Source organism: Mangrovimonas sp. DI 80 (assembly GCF_001975575.1).
Classification (GTDB): domain Bacteria; phylum Bacteroidota; class Bacteroidia; order Flavobacteriales; family Flavobacteriaceae; genus Mangrovimonas_A; species Mangrovimonas_A xylaniphaga.
On sequence record NZ_MSDT01000008.1, the window covers coordinates 144,338 to 163,122 of the forward strand.

The 18,785-nt window shown below is 34.6% G+C and carries 16 protein-coding genes; 11 read left to right on the forward strand and 5 right to left on the reverse strand.

The window, feature by feature from the left end:
* The 5 genes from BKM32_RS15225 to BKM32_RS15245 all read right to left on the reverse strand — a co-directional run bounded on the left by BKM32_RS15225 (position 1) and on the right by BKM32_RS15245 (position 9,075).
* Positions 1-5,754, reverse strand: a complete 5,754-nt coding sequence (locus BKM32_RS15225) for a PKD domain-containing protein (protein ID WP_076664910.1) — start codon at positions 5,752-5,754, stop codon at positions 1-3.
* Between the two features lie 193 nt (positions 5,755-5,947).
* On the reverse strand, positions 5,948-6,427 hold the full coding sequence (locus BKM32_RS15230) for a thermonuclease family protein (RefSeq protein ID WP_076664912.1): 480 nt from the start codon (positions 6,425-6,427) through the stop codon (positions 5,948-5,950).
* 56 nt (positions 6,428-6,483) lie between these two features.
* Positions 6,484-7,407 carry a hypothetical protein gene (locus BKM32_RS15235; protein WP_123812139.1) on the reverse strand — a complete coding sequence of 308 codons (924 nt, stop codon included), beginning with the start codon at positions 7,405-7,407 and terminating at the stop codon, positions 6,484-6,486.
* A gap of 5 nt (positions 7,408-7,412) precedes the next feature.
* Positions 7,413-8,681, reverse strand: a complete 1,269-nt coding sequence (locus tag BKM32_RS15240) for a hypothetical protein (RefSeq protein ID WP_076664917.1) — start codon at positions 8,679-8,681, stop codon at positions 7,413-7,415.
* A 1-nt stretch (position 8,682) separates the two neighbouring features.
* The gene (locus BKM32_RS15245) at positions 8,683-9,075 is read right to left on the reverse strand and encodes a hypothetical protein (RefSeq protein WP_076664919.1); all 393 of its coding nucleotides are present in this window, start codon (positions 9,073-9,075) and stop codon (positions 8,683-8,685) included.
* 629 nt (positions 9,076-9,704) lie between these two features.
* On the opposite strand from BKM32_RS15245, the gene BKM32_RS15250 reads away from it, so the two are divergent.
* From BKM32_RS15250 to BKM32_RS15300, 11 genes are all read left to right on the forward strand, one after another.
* Entirely contained in the window at positions 9,705-10,424 is a 720-nt protein-coding gene (locus BKM32_RS15250) for a hypothetical protein (RefSeq protein WP_123812141.1), read from the forward strand.
* Between the two features lie 197 nt (positions 10,425-10,621).
* Positions 10,622-11,191 carry a hypothetical protein gene (locus BKM32_RS15255; protein WP_076664925.1) on the forward strand — a complete coding sequence of 190 codons (570 nt, stop codon included), beginning with the start codon at positions 10,622-10,624 and terminating at the stop codon, positions 11,189-11,191.
* Positions 11,192-11,249: 58 nt separating this feature from the next.
* Positions 11,250-11,723, forward strand: a complete 474-nt coding sequence (locus tag BKM32_RS15260) for a hypothetical protein (RefSeq protein ID WP_123812142.1) — start codon at positions 11,250-11,252, stop codon at positions 11,721-11,723.
* A 189-nt stretch (positions 11,724-11,912) separates the two neighbouring features.
* Positions 11,913-12,122, forward strand: coding sequence for a helix-turn-helix domain-containing protein (locus BKM32_RS15265; protein WP_053993052.1), 210 nt, complete (start codon positions 11,913-11,915; stop codon positions 12,120-12,122).
* Positions 12,119-12,439 (forward strand): HipA N-terminal domain-containing protein, encoded by a 321-nt coding sequence (locus BKM32_RS15270; protein WP_053993051.1) that lies wholly within the window; start codon positions 12,119-12,121, stop codon positions 12,437-12,439. Before BKM32_RS15265 ends, BKM32_RS15270 begins: the two co-directional genes overlap by 4 nt.
* A gap of 4 nt (positions 12,440-12,443) precedes the next feature.
* On the forward strand, positions 12,444-13,391 hold the full coding sequence (locus BKM32_RS15275; protein WP_076664931.1) for a HipA domain-containing protein: 948 nt from the start codon (positions 12,444-12,446) through the stop codon (positions 13,389-13,391).
* 980 nt (positions 13,392-14,371) lie between these two features.
* Positions 14,372-15,223 (forward strand): ChaN family lipoprotein, encoded by an 852-nt coding sequence (locus BKM32_RS15280; RefSeq protein ID WP_076664934.1) that lies wholly within the window; start codon positions 14,372-14,374, stop codon positions 15,221-15,223.
* Between the two features lie 165 nt (positions 15,224-15,388).
* Complete coding sequence (locus BKM32_RS15285; RefSeq protein ID WP_076664936.1) at positions 15,389-16,582, forward strand: aspartyl protease family protein; 1,194 nt, start codon at positions 15,389-15,391, stop codon at positions 16,580-16,582.
* 174 nt (positions 16,583-16,756) lie between these two features.
* A complete protein-coding gene (locus BKM32_RS15290) occupies positions 16,757-17,611 on the forward strand; it encodes a CPBP family intramembrane glutamic endopeptidase (protein ID WP_076664939.1) in 855 nt (284 codons plus the stop codon).
* A gap of 15 nt (positions 17,612-17,626) precedes the next feature.
* The gene (locus BKM32_RS16680) at positions 17,627-18,058 is read left to right on the forward strand and encodes an RDD family protein (RefSeq protein WP_076664942.1); all 432 of its coding nucleotides are present in this window, start codon (positions 17,627-17,629) and stop codon (positions 18,056-18,058) included.
* Between the two features lie 70 nt (positions 18,059-18,128).
* A complete protein-coding gene (locus tag BKM32_RS15300; RefSeq protein WP_076664944.1) occupies positions 18,129-18,707 on the forward strand; it encodes a hypothetical protein in 579 nt (192 codons plus the stop codon).
* The last annotated feature ends 78 nt before the right edge of the window (positions 18,708-18,785 follow it).

Here is an 18,785-nt window from a genome sequence, read left to right on the forward strand (position 1 = left end):
TTATTTTATAAATACAAAGGCATTCTGTTTCACAATCTCATCTCCATAAAACGTTTTAGCTGAAATGGTATAATAATAATTGCCATTTTCGGCTTCTTCATCTTTTACTTTACCATCCCATCCCCTGATATCATCTCCTGTTTCCGAATAAACAACACTGCCCCAAGTGTCATAAACCTTAAGTTCAAAACCGTGAAGCCCCCTATAAACAGGCCCAAAGAAATCATTCAACCCATCATCATTAGGAGTAAAGGCATCTGGCATTTCTAACTTGTACCCTTTCTCCACGATAAGGGTCACTATATTTGTATAGACACAGCCAAATGGATAGGTTACAGTCTGCACAACTACATAATTTCCAACCTCAACATAAGTGTGGATAGGATTTATTTCTGAAGAAAAATTGCCATCACCAAAATCCCATAAAACACTAACGAAATCTCCCGTTGCAGTATTTGTAAATTGAATAGGATCTTGTATTGCAAATACTCCATAATTTAAATATCCAAAAGAGCTTGTTGTGAAATCGGGCTCTCCAAGAACAGGTATATCTACATTTAAACTATAATTAGCAATACAACCATAACTATCCACCACTTCCAACATTACCAAACCATTCTCTTCTGTTGTCATAAATTCACCATTATTCCCACTAACAATACCACTTGACCAGTTGTATTGAAATGGGGGTACCCCTCCTGAGGCAACAGCGGAAAAAGTTTGGCTAACCGAATGTTCCTCACAATCAACCTCAGATTCCGTCTCCACATTTAAAACTAATGGATCAAATCTATTGACACTCCATTCGCCTTGTATTTCACAACCATTTGCATCGGTGACTTCTACAAAATAAGTGTTAGGAGGAATATTGATTAAATCCTCGCTTAAAACTCCATTAGACCAAACAACACTATACGGTGGTGTCCCTCCTTGAATCAATAAATTAATGGCCCCACTATTGGTATCATCACAGTCCAAAGCATCAACAATGTTCGCTGAAATTAACAGGGGATCAATATTATAAATTGTAAAACTATCTTGTATCACACAGGGTGTTCCATCCGTAATTGTAACTGTATAAGTTCCTGGAGCCAAATTATTTCTTTCTACACCTACAGTTGAATCATCATCCCAAACTACAGTGACTGGATCTATCCCGCCTTGAAAATTCAGAACAATACTAGCATCATTTTCGCCTGCACAGGACATTTGAGTAACCATTGGTTCTATTAAGAAAATTGGAGCTTCCTCTATCACTACAGGGAATTGTTTTTCACAGCTCACTGCATCTGTAATTGTGATAATATATGTTCCCGCAGATAAATTGTACTGACTATTACCTAAACCAAAATTGCTCCAAGCAATATCATAAGGAGGTATACCTCCTGTAATATTTTCAATTACTATAGACGCATTATTGTCTCCATAGCATTCAATTTCAGTAGTGGTTATAGAAATATCAATCGCCTCATTCTGAATTATCTCTACCTCCAAGGTATCTATACATCCTGAAATATCAGTGATATTTAAATTATAGATTCCTGCAAATAAACCTTCAATATTTTCATCCGTACTCACAAACCCATTGGGACCTGTCCATGCATAAGAATATTCGGGTCTTCCCCCTGAAACATTAATAAAAATTCCTCCAGTATTATCCCCATAACAAAGCACATCTGTTTTCCTTTCCAAAGTAATTTCAAGGGGATCAGGTTCCTCAACCATAAAACTTTGTTCAATAGGACCACAACTATTGGCATCTGTAACGGACACCTCATAATTTCCTGGTCCCAGATCCATTAAATCCTCATCTGATGAAAATGGCACACCATCCTTTGTCCAATTAATAGTATAAGGTTGGGTTCCTCCAACTACATTTACTCCAATCTCACCATCATTGGCTTGGTAACATGAAATTGTATTTGGATCAAAATCAAAACCATTAAAGTCTAATTCTTCTGGTTCAGTAATTATAAATGATTCTGTAAACGGACAGCCTCCATTATCCTCTATAGTTAAAAGATAGGTCCCTTGTTCTAAGCCAAAAATATCTTCATCATTACTGAAAAATCCATTTGGTCCTGACCAAGTAATCTGATATGGAGCTCCTGTTTGAAAAGGAACACCACCTACCACTGTGATTTCAATTGATCCATCGTTAGATTGATAACAGCTATTATCAGTTAAATTGGAAACAATTGATATTGATGGATTCACAGTTACAATAACCTCAAAATTTTCTCCCATACAATCCCCTGAAATTGGAGTCACTACATAAGTGACAATAGCAGGATTAGTAGTAGTATTTTCCAAAAACTGCGAAATAGATGCTATCGGTGTTAACTGGGAGGTCGCTCCTGTGATACTCCCTATCGGGTTAACTTGAGGTGTACCCCAAGAATACATTGTATTTAAGGGAACAATGTCTCCACTAAGATTATTTGGAATATATTCGAAGCTATTACCACTACAAATAATTAAACTCTCATCGCTAACATTTGGTGTTTCATTGACTACGATTTCAGCTACGTCAGAAGCGATTTCCGAACATCCTCCTGTATTAAATGTAATGATACAGTAATAATATGAAGTCCCTACAACACTTACATCTGGCATATAAGAAGCCGAAGTCTCCCCTAAAATTTCAACCCAGTCATATGGTTCATTTACAGAGCTCTGAAACCATTGGTAGTTTGCAATATCTGAACCATTAGTATACGACACCGACAGTGCATTTGTGGTTTCCCCTAAACACAACTCGCTAGAAACAGGTTGAATTTCAAATTGAGCACCTGCACTTACCTCAACTTCCGCAATATCACTAGTAACCTCACAACCCGATACGTCTTGAGAAATCACACAATAATAATAAAATGTTCCTACCGTATCTGCGCTTGGAGTATATGTTGTCATGTTTGCTCCAGCAATCAATGTTCCTCCACTATTATCATTTACGGTATTAACATACCATTGGTATGATACATTCCCTAAACCATCAGAAATGGCAACTTCTAAATCTTCTGGCTCAACATTTTGACATAAGCTTTGGAAAACCAAGGGCTGTTGAATTATCACAGGATCATCTACAACAACAATCTCCGCAACTTCACTTGTCAATGCCGAACATCCACTGCCACTAGCACTAATCTCTACATAATAATAAAATGTTCCTGTGTTTACGAAAGTTGGAGGTGTATAGTTGGCTGAGTTGGCTCCTGCAATCAATGTCCCCCCTGTTGAGCTATTCGTTATACTGTTATACCATTGATAAGAAATGGTGCCTGTTCCCCCAACAACATTTACAGCAAGCTCTTCCGATTGCCCTCCAACACAAATTGATTGTGTACTTAAAGGCTGGGCATCTATAGCAGATGAATTTGTGACTTCTATTAATGCTGTGTCTGAAATTATCTCACTGCAGCCTCCAGACGAAAAAGAAATCACAACATAATAATATGTAGAACCAATTTCATTTGTAGGAGGGCTAAACGTAGAAGAGGCCTCCCCCGCAATTGCGGTTCCTGAGGAAGTATCATTGACTGTATTTTCAAACCATTGATAACTTACAGTTCCAGTTCCCTGAATATCCACATACAAATCATCAACCTCTCCGCTAAGACAGACAGCATTTGACAATGGTTGATTTACAATAACAGGAGCTGGCTCCACAACAATTTCAAAATTTACTGGAGCCCCAGTACAATCCCCTATCTGAGGAATCACTGTATAAACCAAAGTTACTGCTGCATTTGTCGTATTTATTAATGTCTGGGATGGGATGACATCTGAAGTTCCAGATGCCTGATACCCCGTTAACCCTGTTGGACTGTTAGACGTCCAAGTATATATGGTATTGATATTCTCCGATGTTAGGTTAATCATTTCAGATTCAGTACCAGAACATAACGTTTGAGTTGTTTCGGAATTTGTTATTGTTGGTGTTTCATTGATAGAGAAATTCTCTGTTACTGTAACTGTACCACAACTGTTAGTAGCACTAAACTGAATTTCGTAATCTCCATTTACTTCATAATTAATTATTCCTGGATCCAATTGGTCAGAACTAGAAGGTATTCCTCCTGGAAAACTCCAACTGTAGCTTACTGTATCAGATAAAGGAGTACAAGTACTCACTATTGCAGTTGGCTCTAATAAAACACTACCACAATAATCTGGAATGGATTCGATAGATACTGTAGGCGGTTGCTTCACACTAATAATTTCGGAAATCGTATTTGTCCCACATGAGTTAGTAACCGAAAGGGAAAGATTATAGCTACCTGCTACCTCAAAGGTTATAGAAGGATTCATCGATGTTTCGTCAGTCCCATTAACAAAACTCCATTCCGAAGTCGTTCCACAAAAATCGGGTGAGTAAGTTACAGTCCATAAATACCCTATAGTAGAGCAACTTTGGGAGGTATCAGTTGTATTGGATATTACAACATTTAGGTCTGAACAGCCATTATTTGTGTCTAAACTAAAGCTCGGCTCTATTTCTGATTCTATACATATAGTTTGAGTTACGGGATCTGTGGTGCCACAATAATTTTCAGCATATAGACTAATAGTATAATTCCCAGGAGCAGTATAAATATGTGATGGACTTTGACTTGTTGAAGTGCTACCATCTCCAAAATCCCAAAAAAAGTTAGCGTTTGTAGTACAATTTGGATTATAACCATCAATTGTGGTATTAGTAAATTGAACAGGTGTATTCACACAAGCAATGTCATCAACCTCAAAATCAACCTCAGGCTTTTTCAATATTTTTATTGGCCCTGCAGTCAATAAAGATTGATCGCAAGATGTTGTAATCGTCAAGTAAACTGTAAAATCATTATTAGGACAATTAGATTCAGTGTAAATATGAGGAATTGGAAAATTTTGGGATGCACTTGGATTAGATGAATTATAATAAGATGAGGCCTCTAAATCATCCTGTGTATATTGCTCAACTACCCCATCACCATAATCAACATTATATACTGTATCAGGAGGATTGGTTCCCCAAGAACCAATCGCAAAATTAATCGGGTCAACAGGAAGACATAAATTAACCGTATTTCCTGGAATTTCAATAGCTCCAATTGGGTTTGTAGAATTTTTCACTAAATATTTCTTTGAATTATTACAACCATTTTCTCCAAAAGCCGTAATCACCATATCGAAAGCCCCTAATTGAGTATAAGTATGGGACAGAGGAAAAGAAATATTAGTTTCAGAAGTACCATCTCCCCAATTGATATCATAGGACAACACACAATTAGCGGATGGTGATTCATTACCCACATTAACTGTATATGACTGACTTGCAGAATTACAATTATCGAAAGGATCTGAATAACTTTGGTTTAAATCTGAAAAATTAATATTGGGTTTTTGCTTTACTTTTATATCATGAGAAACAGTACTTACATCACCTTTTGAATCGGTAACGGTTAGCTTAACTTTTAAGGTAGCAGTGTCACAGCCCAAAGCTTGAAATGAATGTTTTGGATTTGCTTGAATAGAAGTTTGGCCATCTCCAAAATCCCACAAATACTCAAATGGCCCATTCCCACTAACATCAGATGCAAAAGATATTGATGTACCTGAGCAAACTTCATTTTTGTCAAATGAAAAATCAATCGTTGGGTTAATAAAATTTGGACTCGTCCATTTTTCCAAATTGGAGGTATTATTGTAAGCTATTGTAGTGCCTAGGACTAAACAAAAAATAATTATTGAATACCAGTATTTATTTGTAATCATAGTTTATAACAAGGATATGTCCATCCAATTTTAATTTGAACATTAAAATAAATTTACCTCGGAAAGCTTAACACTTATTTTTTGGCGCAATATGTAGTAATTTCTCTCATCCAACAACTTTTTCCTATAAAGTTTCTCCGAAAATTATACACTGAAAACATTTATCCAAAATTAGATAGGTCATACTATTAATTTATTCCCTTTTACGCTTCCTCCATTCCCAGGGCGCAATTGAAGTAGGATCCTGCCATAACCCTAATTTATCATTCTTAGCCTTATCTTCCAATTCTTGAAGAACAGGATCATTTGAGTATTTTATATAATGCCAAGCCAAACCATTTCTAACCAACTCATGACCAAGGTTCAATGAGTCTCCATAGAATACATTGGCAATAGATCTTCCATATCGGTCCTTTTTAAGCTCTACTATTGTAATATATTGATCAAAAACAGCATCGGATGTAAATTGTTTGGCTTTTTGAGAAAAAGGTTGTTTCCGTTCTGGGCAATCTACATTCGCCAAACGAACTTTAATCAATAAGGAATCCTTTGTCAGGAGTTTAAATGTGTCTCCATCCGTAATTCCAACAACATGTCCAGTAATGTTCTGGGAGAAAAGTTTAGGACAAATAAAAAAAATGAATAAACTGGTATAAAAAATGTATTTCTGCATATTTTCTATTAAAAAAAGAGAGCTTTAAAAAAGCTCTCTTTTTTTACAACTATTTGCTAATTTAAAATAAATTTTTCAATAATAGATTCCATATTCGAGGGTAATTCAGCTGTTTTAATTTCATAATTTTCCACTCCCATGGATCCTAACCAGTCCGACCAATATTTCTTAACTATATCTTCTTCAAAAGGATTTTGTTTATTAGCATTTATACCCAAAACCAAGACATTTAAATTCTGAAGTCCATCTGTTGCTGGAATATACCCATAATGTTCCTTTTCCATTATTTCCTTCCATTTAATGGTGTTTAATTTTGAAGCATTTACAACTTTTGGAGTCAGGTAAGTAGATAAATTCCCATCCTTTATCTTCGTGTCTTCATGATAAATATAGCCATCCGTTAAAATAACTAGGACATTTTTAAAATCGGGTTTTATACAATAGTCATGTACCTTTCCTTTAAAAAACCTCCAAATGTCGGAACCTACGTAATTATCATCCTCAATTGCCTTCAAATAAATATCATTGCTAATAGAACCATATAAATCTGAAGCACTTAAAATATAGTCCTTGGTCGCATTATGTCTATCAAACTCCAATTTGAGTTCATTCAGTTTCGAGTTTAATTCTTTGTCCGAAGGTTCTGGATCAATATAAAGCTGAATGAAATCGTTCATTTTGATGCTCCTCTTATTTCTCAAGTGATTTTCAAAATTGTCCACAATAGACTTAATATAACCAACATCCCTTTGATAATACTCCATTGTACTATTTGGGTGCAATTTAGGATCTATCCTATCGGATAAATCCATCAAAATACTAATATTCAAATCAGGTCTATCTGCTGAAATATTATGCGTTACAGACTCATTTGAAACTTCAACTTCCGCCATTTCATCACTAATCTCTTTAGAATTATCTTCCTTACAGGATAGCATTACGGGAAAAATAAGAGAAATTAAGAATATCTTTTTTATCATGATAGTTATCTAGTTAATTTATACAATCTTCTTTCAAAATCCTCATCTGAAATTTCATGAGCGATTAAATGAGCCTTCTCAATTTCCAGGCAATTAGTCAACAGCTCTTCTCTGCGTTTAAGTCCATCAAAGTTATCTGTAATTGAAAGGAACCAACCTTTCACATATTCTGCGTGATAAGTGAGATAGTGCTTATTTGAGAAAATAAAGCCGTCAATTGTACGCTGCAACTCTTCAATTTTGGCATTAATCGAACTTATTTCTTCCTTTATAGGATTTAACTTTTCCTGTAATTCTTGCAAATTTTGCAGACAGTTCTTAATGTCATCCTTTTTGGTTTGTATGAAGACCTTTATCTTATCAAAGTTCTCATATTCTTTCATTATAAAGTCAAACACCAGCCCCCAAATAATGTAAACCACAAAACCAGCAAATATGATACCCCAAAATTCAGCTGAAGAAAACGCAATTTTAAGATTAAAGGGAGGAGAATCAGGAGTCTTCATTATTTCATAAATCTTCTTCTCTATTTGATACGCTAAAATGGCGTCGAAAATAAATGTCACAATGAATAGAGTTGTTATCTTGAGATATGACAACCAGTTTTTATCCTTTTGAAACATATGTATCAAATATCCTAACCCCATAAAAGCAAAAGGAATAGTAGCAATAAACACTCCTTCCAACCAACCTCCTTCCATAGCTTTCGACAAAGCTTTTCCATCAAAAATGGCAGTTGATAGTTCAGCCGTTTCAAAATTTTTAAAAAAGGCCGAGAAAGAAGCCGACATATAAAAAACCAACAAATAGAAAGTTATAGGAATTAATACTATTAGTCCCAAATAAAACTGAGCTTTGGGTCTTTTGTCTACATCCAGTCCATATTTTTCAGGATTCCTTCTTACCTCTACAATGTCGTCTTTATACTCTTCTATTTTAGCTTCGTTTTGAAGCATTGACTCCTCTATTAAAGCTTGCGCCGTTTTTCTTTTTTTAAGTTCAATTTCCTGTTTACCCTTCTCATCTAAATAGGGCCCTTTTAATTCCTTCTGAAGCTTTTCATTCTCTCTACATTTCCCTTTATAATCCATGTAAACATCTTCCAAACAAGCTTTGAACACAAGATGATTCCCCTCACATTGCTTTGAAGCACCATACCCACTTTCAAAAAAAGTTAACTTAATATCCTTTTTATTTTCCGAATCCTCTATTGGTTTTAAATTTACTTCCCTGCTCTCCGGCTTTAAAGCAAATAATTTTTTCAATGCACTCATATTAACTTAAGATTTGATCAATTAATTCCTTTTTAGGCAGTTTAACTTTAGCTTTATCCAAGAGAAACTCGGATAATTCTTCTATATTTTCCTCCATAAACCCAAACTTTTTACAGTATTTTTTGAGTGCATTTTTTTCATCAATAGTCACTACATCATCCACCCAAATCATAAGGGCTAAGTCATATAGATATTCTACTTTTTCTTCAAGGCTTTCAGGAATCCGAGTATCATGAGAAGGATTTAAAAGCACTTCATTAAGCTGCTCTTTTGTAACACCTCTTTCTTCGGCAAACTTATAAAGCATCTGCATTTCCAAGATGTTAAAGTCATCATCTGAAAATGCCATTTGATAAAGTCGCAAAAAATGTCCTTTAAGTTCAGTTGAAATCATAATTGATTAGTTATTGGTTAATTGCCAATAAACATATTAAGAATGGCTAAATGAATTTTACGGAAATCCGTAACCTGTAAAATAAAAAAGGGAGCTACTGCCCCCTTCCCTTAATTTAATCACCACCACCTGGAGGAGGCAACTGAGGTAAGATTTCCCCATCCTCATCACAACAAGCTTGAGGCACATTAGTCTGATCAGATAAACTTTGCGGAGTGCATGACATTGTAATGTTCAACACTACCAAAAACAGTATGAAGTATGCTTTTTTCATTTGTATTAAATTTTGAAATTTGACAATAGGAATCTCATTCCAGGCCTACCCTATTGAGAAGACCTGATCTTGGATCATTTAAGCGTTCGGGAAGACGTCTTTTCCCTATTGAGAAGTATGGGATGTAGACAGCGTTCTATGATTACTTCTCATATCATATCGCGCTGCCCTTTCCCTAAAATTGATTTTCGCAAGCCTCTGCGATAAGGCACTAATCAATTTTGATACAAATGAAGGATTGGAAAATTGGAAGTATTGGAAAGATTCAGGAAATTACTTAGAAGATTTATGGAAATCCATTTCCCTTGAATTTCCACCAATATTCCTTAATTTTAAGCCACCAAAACCAACCAGAATGCATAAAACACTCATCGTACAGGCATTTGAAAAAGCTAAGGAGCAAATGATTGTAAATGGCACAAAAAGCCCTTCCAAGGTTGCTATTTCAAAAGAATTATCCTTGTATTTAGAAGATGAATGCCAATTCCCCTTTGGAGAAAAAAGCTTAAGGAATTACTATAATGAAGCTCAGGAACTAGAGAATTCAGAAGCCGATATTTCCATCAACCAACTTGCTGTCATTAACGGCCTATGTTCCTATATCGGGTATAGTGATTATTCGGAATTTAATAATTCCCTTTGCGAAACCAAACCAAAAGTCACTAACGATAACTTCAAGTTCCTTCAACAGAAAAAACTGTTAACAACTAGTATTATTGGAATCTTGTTTATTATAGGTTTCTATTCTTACGAATCTCTTTCCTCTAACAAACAACGTTGGATGGTTTGGGATAATGATCATTACATTGAGGCCTCTTTTGACACCAAACTTTTAACAGACGGCATACTAAAGCTATATAAAGAGGAACGTATTGAAAACTTTAAAAAATTAGATTCTGCAAATTGCAATACTTCCTTTTTTAATAATGACGGTAGCGCAAAAGTATGGTATTGGAAAACTTCAGAAGGGAATCTAGAGCTTTATACAGCTCTAGGCAAACATCCAAAAACAGGCAAAACACTCAAGCCTATTACAAAGTATATGATACGTAAATATATCTGCCCAAATTATTAGTGAATAACGAATTCAATTTCTCTTTATTTTCTTACAAAAAACATTATACCTTCTAAGAATCTAGTATCATGCAAGTTAAAGTTAACATGTAATTTCTTGTTAATTTTATAGATCATTTTACCTATTTTCGTCGTCCTTTAATCCTAGTTTCTGGATTAAATCAACCAATTGTTTACTAACCAATAAACCCAAATTTTATGAAAAAAACATTCAAGACATTAGCAATTGCCCTTTTGGTTTCTACTCTAGGTTTTTCCCAAGAAGAAGGAGACAAAGACAAGAAATTTCAATTTGATCTATCGGGAGAATTTATGTTTACACAAGATTTTCAAAATGTAGGTGTAGAACTCGAAATCATTCCCAACAATGAAGATTCGGACAAACCAATTAAAACTGCAACTGCATTTTTAGGTTACAGCATGATGGACTACTCTACTCCTGTTGGATCTGCTACAGGTAATGGATACACGTTTTGGCTTGGAAGTAAAACATATTTCAACAAAGAAAACGCCAAAGGATTCTATATTGGCAATAATTTCAACTTTGGAGCCGTATGGTTTGATGAAAACGGTGTAGACGGACGCTTTAGTTACGTATCACTTTTTAGCCCTGAGTTAGGTTACAAATTTAAGTTTGGAAACTTCATTGTTGAGCCAATTATTGGTACAGCGTGGAATATTGAGATTAAAGGTCAAGGATTTATTGACAATAAATACGTTGACAACTGGCAACACCGTGGAGCACTTAGAATTGGTTATTCATTCTAATGAATTCCGTCAATAACGAAAAACATCAAAACAAATTAAGAACCAACAAAAATTACACATGAAAAAAATTGCTTTTTGCTTAATGCTTTTCACAATGTCCTTTTCCACCTTTTCACAAGAGGCCACACAAGAACCTCAAGAAACTGCAAATAAAGGAGTGATTACCTCTCAAGAGGAATATAATTATCTAACTAAAGGGTATCCTCAAGCAATAGAATTAGGACTTGGTATAAAAGAAGGCTATGAATTCAAAACGATTAAAGATTTTGAATACAATGGCTTTAAGTTAAAGTATCAATACCTTATTCATACTGAAAGTCAAGAGAAAAAAGCCTTATCCATTATTGTTACAAAATTAAAAAGCGATAGAAGTGAATATCTCTGCCTACCTTTTAACAACGCAGAACTTCTTACAGAATATTTAAAATCCATTAATGGTATTGGCCTTACCATGAGAAGTGTTGTTGATGTCTTTAATACTAGTTTATTATCAAATTTGATTGAATTCAAAGCCAATCAAGTAAAAAGCTAATAAACGTAATAGGGGACTTTCTATTTCCTATATCACATAAAAAACGGTTTAGCAAAATACTAAACCGTTTTTTATTTCCACATCCTAAACCTATATGCTTTTACATATAAAACACTAAAAACACCTTAAATTATATTCAATTACATATAATTTACTATATTTACACTATATTATATTCAATTGCATATAATGAAAAGATTATCTGAATTTGTTAAGGAACGTAGAAAAGAAGTCAACCTTACACAGGAAGAATTTGCTGACCGTACAGGCGTGGCTTTAACGGTGATACGAAAAATAGAACAGGGCAAAACCAATCTAAACATGGACAAAGTGAATTTGGTCCTTGCCATGTTTGGTCATGAATTGGCTCCTGTTAACAGTAAAGAACTGAATAAATGAGACAGGGAAACGTATATTACAAGGAGATTCTCGCCGGTGTATTAACTGAAACCGACGATGGCGAATACGTATTTCAATATGTTCCAGAATACGTCAAAGACTATCCAGACAAATTCATCACTTTTACCATGCCCGTAAGCTCAAAGCCTTATACGGAAAAACGCCTTTTCCCTTTTTTTGAAGGCCTCATTCCTGAAGGTTGGTTACTGGATATTGCCTCCAAAAATTGGAAGATCAACCGAAATGACCGCATGGGACTTCTATTGGCCTGTTGTGCCAATTGCATTGGAGCCGTAAGTGTTTTACCTAAAGAATAGCTACATGGAAAACAAATGTTTATACTGCTATAAGCCAACAGACCCCAATACGGACTTCCATAAAAAATGTTCCTTGGAATTTTTTGCCAGTCCTACACCTCCAAAAATTGATTTTTCACTTGATCAAATGGATCAACTGGCAAAAAACATTGTGGAACGAAGTGTTGCTGTCCCAGGTGTTCAGGCGAAATTATCCATGTCCCTGATAAAAGAAGCCCAAGACCATACCGATACACGGCTAACGGTTGTTGGAGCTTTGGGTGGGCAATACATTTTTAAGCCTCCTTCCGATAAGTTTCCTGAAATGCCCGAAAATGAACATGTCACCATGCGTATTGCGGAAGCTTTTGGAATTCGTGTGGTTCCGTCCTCATTAATTCGATTGGCTTCAGGGGAACTATCCTATATCACCAAACGAATTGACAGAACCGAAACAGGCGACAAACTCCACATGATCGATATGTTCCAGATCACCGAGGCTTTCGACAAATATAAAAGCTCCATGGAAAGAGTTGGAAAGGCCCTTGACTCCTATTCAGAAAACACACTGCTTGACAAAATCTTTTATTTTGAACTGGCTTTGTTTGTTTTCCTAACAGGAAACAATGATATGCACTTAAAGAATTTTTCAATGATGGAAAGCCCTTCTGGATGGGTATTGGCTCCCGCTTACGACCTTTTGAATGTAACCATCCTGTTTCCTGAAGATACCGAAGAATTGGCACTCACCCTTTCTGGAAAGAAAAAGAAGCTAAAACGGGAACATTTTGATTTGTTAGGCAAAGGGTTGGGATTAACCGAAAAACAAATTAGCGGTTCCTTCAAACGCATGCACAAAAACAAACCAAAAGCTTTTAAATGGATAGAAAACTCATTCCTATCAGAAACAATGAAAGAAGCCTATAAAACTTTGCTCGAAACAAGATATAAGCAGTTAGAAATCTATTCATAAAAAAGTGCCTCATAAGGCACTTTTTTATTGCTTATGAAAACCCATTTTCTTTTCATTTTACACCTACTTCAACGTGTTCATTTTTTTTATGGATAAGGCTTGGATTTTTCACTTTTTTAACTAGTTTTATATCAGTAAACTATTAACAAAAAAGTGAACAGAAACTGAACACGTTTTTGGAACACGATTTCTCATACAATGGGCTGAAAACCCCGTAAAACGGGCGTTTCGGGAATATAAAAATTCCTTCATAACCCAGATGTCCCGAGTTCAAATATCGGTCTCACCACAACAATCAATCATCCACAAACGAGCGATTTAGACTTTATCAAACCGCTTTTTTTTATGTTACTTAATAACATGGCATGAAGCTTTCAAACCAAAGTGAATACGAAACTGCATACGATTTGTCTCTAAACAGGAATCCCGATACATAGATTGCGAGTTTTTTTGGACAGGCACACCTGTTCTATCACGCAAAAACCATGTACAAACGAGTACAAACATTTAATTACCGACTAAGGATCTTCTTTTTTATCTCCAAATAGCTTGATTATAAAAACAATCGGATGCCATTTAAACAACATATAAATCTGACTGGCTAGCTGAAAGCAAGTTAGATAGTATTATTAAATTACAGAATTTACAAAAAACAGTTGAGCCAATCTCAAAACGTTTGAAATATAATACTTGAACTAGCGGATATTACTGAATTGTATTCAACACACTTTAAATAGAAAGTGCTTTTCGAACGAAGGGATATTAAATATAAATCCAGTTAGCGGAATTGTTATAAAGCATTTTGAAGAAAGACCAAGAAAAATGCGTTGTGATGAATAAAAAATGTTGTACAACGACGTGTAACACACGTTGCTTCCGCCTTTCCTCACGGAAAATCACGTGCAAACATAAAAGTCGATTTTCTTTGCCTATCTTTAAGCCACACCACAATTACAGAGTTTACATAATAAAAAGAATAGATGAAAAAAATAATTTTACTTTTAAGTCTTTTAATAATAGCTAATTCAACCTTCAGTCAAAAAAAACCATACGTAATTTATAACTCAAAAGGTAAAAAGGTCAGTTATCAAAAAATGAAGAAAACACTTCAAAAACAAGACATAATCTTATTTGGTGAACTTCATAACAATCCTATTTCCCATTGGCTTCAATATGAAGTTACCTCAGATTTACATAAAACCCGTAAGCTTATTTTGGGAGCCGAAATGTTTGAGGCCGACAATCAAGAATTTTTAAATGATTACGTAACTAAAAATATTTCCTATCCAGAATTAGATTCATTGGCAAGGTTATGGTCTAATTACAAAACAGATTATGCCCCTTTGGTTGATTTTGCAAAAGCACATCAACTTCAATTTATAGCGACTAATATTCCCAGAAGATATGCCAACTTGGTTTACAAAAAGGGCTTTAACTCACTTGATTCTCTTTCTACAAAAGATAAAGAATGGATAGCTCCTTTACCAATTTCTTTTGATAGTGAATTACCAACTTATAAGAAAATACTAGAAGAAATGGGAGATCATGGTAGTCCTGAATTAGTTAAGGCACAAGCCATGAAAGATGCAACAATGGCACATTTTATTTTGAACAATTACAAAAAAGGCTCCTTGTTTTTACATTACAACGGTGCTTATCATTCTGATTACTATGAGGGAATTTTGTGGTACCTCAAAAAAGAAAAAGAGGATTTTAAATATGTAACCATCTCCACTGTTTCACAGGATGAAGTAGATAAATTACTTAAAACAAATTATGGTAAAGCTGATTTCATTATTTGTGTGGATAGCGATATGACTACAACGTATTAAATAAATTATTGAAAAGACTGGAAAATAAGAACTATAGCCCATTTCATCACTCTGCCCTATTTCAAAATATTATCTTTAATCTGTTACAATTCAGACTACCAGATCCAGGACGATTTCCCGCAAACATGGTACACCACAATTCCTTGGAGTTAATTATTTCTATGAATGAGAACCAATTTTAAATCATTACTTCTTGCGGGCATTTTAATTTCGGTCACCTTTGGTTGCTCCATTAAATGGACTGATGCCATAAGCTATGGAAATGTTGTTACTAAAGAATTCAAGGAAAGTGTCGATATCGAAATTCATAGCAAACTTATCATCGTCCCGGTTACTATAGATGGAAAAGAATATCGTTTCTTATTCGATACGGGGGCACCCTTCAGTATATCCCATAAACTTCTTAGGGAACATAATTTCAAAATTATCAGCAAGGGAAATATTGTCGATAGCGATCATAACAGAACAAAAGTTAATTGGGCTCAAGTGGATTCCATTCTTATTGGCAACGTTACCTTTCAAGGGCAAACTGCTTTTGTTGGCGACTTTGCTGCCAACCCTATCATTACATGTTTGGACATTGACGGTATTATAGGTTCCAATTTAATAAGGCATAGTAATTGGACAATTGATCAAGAACAAAGGACTTTATCCTTGTTCAGCTCCATAAAAAAAGAAGATTTTGAAGAGTGCATCACTGTTCCATTTAAAACTGATTACCAATACAATATGTTCGTTGATATAGATTTTGGCCCATCTAGAGTGAAGAATATCTTGGTAGATTACGGCTCCAATGGTTCTGTCGCTCTGAGCAATGACATATTTACAACACTGAAAAACAGAAATGTTTTTGAAACTAAATTTTTGGAAACAGGCATCAAACAAAGTGGAATGCTAGGAAGCCCTGTTGACCTCAGAAGAGAGCTAACCTATTCGGATGCTGTTAAAATAAATGAACTGGAACTTAAAAATGTGTTGATCAATACTGGAGAAACAACCTCTACTGGGAATCAATTCTTGTCAAGATTTAAAGTTACCATTGATTGGACCAATAAAAATCTGTACTTGACGAAACCTGAAAAAGAGATAGAAAGAAATGGTTTACTAGGGTTTAGATTAGGTACTTCAGAGGAAACGGGGATTTATATATTGTCTGTAATAGAAGAATCAAATGCCTATAAACATGGTGTAAGACCCAATATGAAGGTTTTAAAAATTGATAGTCTAGACTTTGAAAATGGGAATGGCTTTTGTGATTACGTGAATTATAATCCCGGAAATGAGATTTTCATTCAACTACTGGACTCCCTCGGGAAAAAGCGAGACGCTCATTTTAAGAGAACATATCCCAAAAACTAATTATAAAACACCTGTATCAAAGCACCTTTAGCCTTGGTTCTCTTATCAAAAAGTATTACACTTTTATGACAAAGAAGCTCCGAAATTCCCTAAGAATTGTACCGTCAACCTAAAGCAATGTAACAAAACACATACCACTTCGTCTTAATAACAGAGACCAACCTCAAAAACCAAATGCTTAAAAATTTATCGGAACGCAGAGAAGCTTGGAAAACAATCTTTCTATTTCTTGTTCTTGTTGTTGCACTTACTTCACCTTTCCATTATGCTCTAGTAAATTTATATCCTTCTCGGATATATGTTGGAGCTATAATGTGGTGTCCTGCTATAGCTGCAATCATTACATTAAAAATAAAGAAACGTCCCATTTCTTCCCTAAATTGGAATTGGGGCGATTGGAAATATATTCGACTTTCCTATTTTATTCCTGCCTTATATAGCATCATTACTTACGCACTCATCTGGGTTTTAGGTTTTGGAACCTTAGTGAATACAGAAGCTATTCTAGATTGGGCAAACCAACTTGGCTTGGTTGGCATAGGAACATTGAGTCCAACACCCATAATATTTATAGCTATCATCTTATTGGGAACTGTTGAAGTCATCAGGTCTGCAGCAACAACTTTAGGAGAAGAGATTGGATGGCGAGGTTTTTTCATTTATGAATTAAGAAAAGTCCTTTCATTCACTGGAGTGTCACTGTTCAGTGGCATGATCTGGGCAACTTGGCATTGGCCTGTGATAGTATATTATGGCAACAATGTAATCCTGGAATTGATAACATTTTATGTTGTAATTATTTCAATGTCATTTATGATGACCTACTATACTTTTAAGTCTAAAAGTTTATGGCCCGCGGTAATTTTTCACGCAGTAAGCAATGTGTATATTCAAAAAATATTGCCTCCTCTCACAATGAAAATAGAAGGAACGGAACATTGGCTTGGCGAAAACGGGATTATGTTCGCAATGGTTACCTGTGCTTTTGGCATTTACTTTTGGAGAAAAGCAATTAAAGAAAATTTGTAAAAAAAATGATATAAAATGAACAAACACATCACTAATCTACAGAATGAAAATGATTTATCAGAAAGTTCAGTGCATTCAATTATTCGACTAATTAATTATATTGTTGACACCATTGTCTGGTTAATTCTATACTTTTCGATCGCTTATATTTTTGACCGTTATTTTGTTAGATTTAACTCATATGTAGTCAATTATATCTACAGTATTTCTTTAGGCTTAATTCTCTATTTGGTCTACTATGGCACACTAGAGTTTTATTTTCATAGAACCTTAGGAAAGTATTTAAGTAGAACCAAAGTTGTTGATAGAGATGGCGGCGAGATTACATTCTTAACAATCTTTAAAAGAACAATATCAAGATTAATCCCAATCGACATTTTTTACTATCTATTTTCAAAAAAGGGACTTCATGATAGACTATCAAATACGCTAGTAATTAAAAACTGATCCAACATTGTATAAATTTTATAGACTACATTTATAGAGCTTATATGGGGATTTAAGTATTAGAAAAAAAATGAACAGCTTAACTAAATTCATAAACGGAAAAAATTCGGGCAAAAAAGTTTTAGGACTTTTCATATTAACCAATGCGGTATACGTTTTTATGCTCACTGTTACGATACCTAAAACAATGGAATTCTCAAATGGAATGAAATTATTGGATATGATGCCAATGGGATATGATTTGAATTATGTTAGTGAATTATTCAAATCGCTCGGGGAAAATGGACAGAAGGTTTATCTAACCAATCAGATACCTGTGGATATGATTTACCCTCTACTTTTCGGACTTACCTATTGTTTGCTTTTAGCATTTTTCCTAAAAAAATTAAACAAACTCAACACCTCACTTTTTTATATATGCTATATACCGATAATTGCTGGAATAGCAGATTATTTTGAAAATTTCGGAATTATTGCAATGCTTAAAAACTATCCAGAATTAACAGAGGTTGCCGTAAAAACAACTAGTTCCTTCTCTCTAATAAAAAGTATTTTGACAAGTGTTTTCTTTATTGCACTAATAACAATACTAATTATACTTGGAATTAAATTTGTGAGAAGAAATAAAACAAGTGCCAACACTATATAACCGCAACTAACTGTTAAATGGGACATTAAAAAAAGATATAAAAATGTTCAAAATAAAAACTTACTCAATATTCATTAT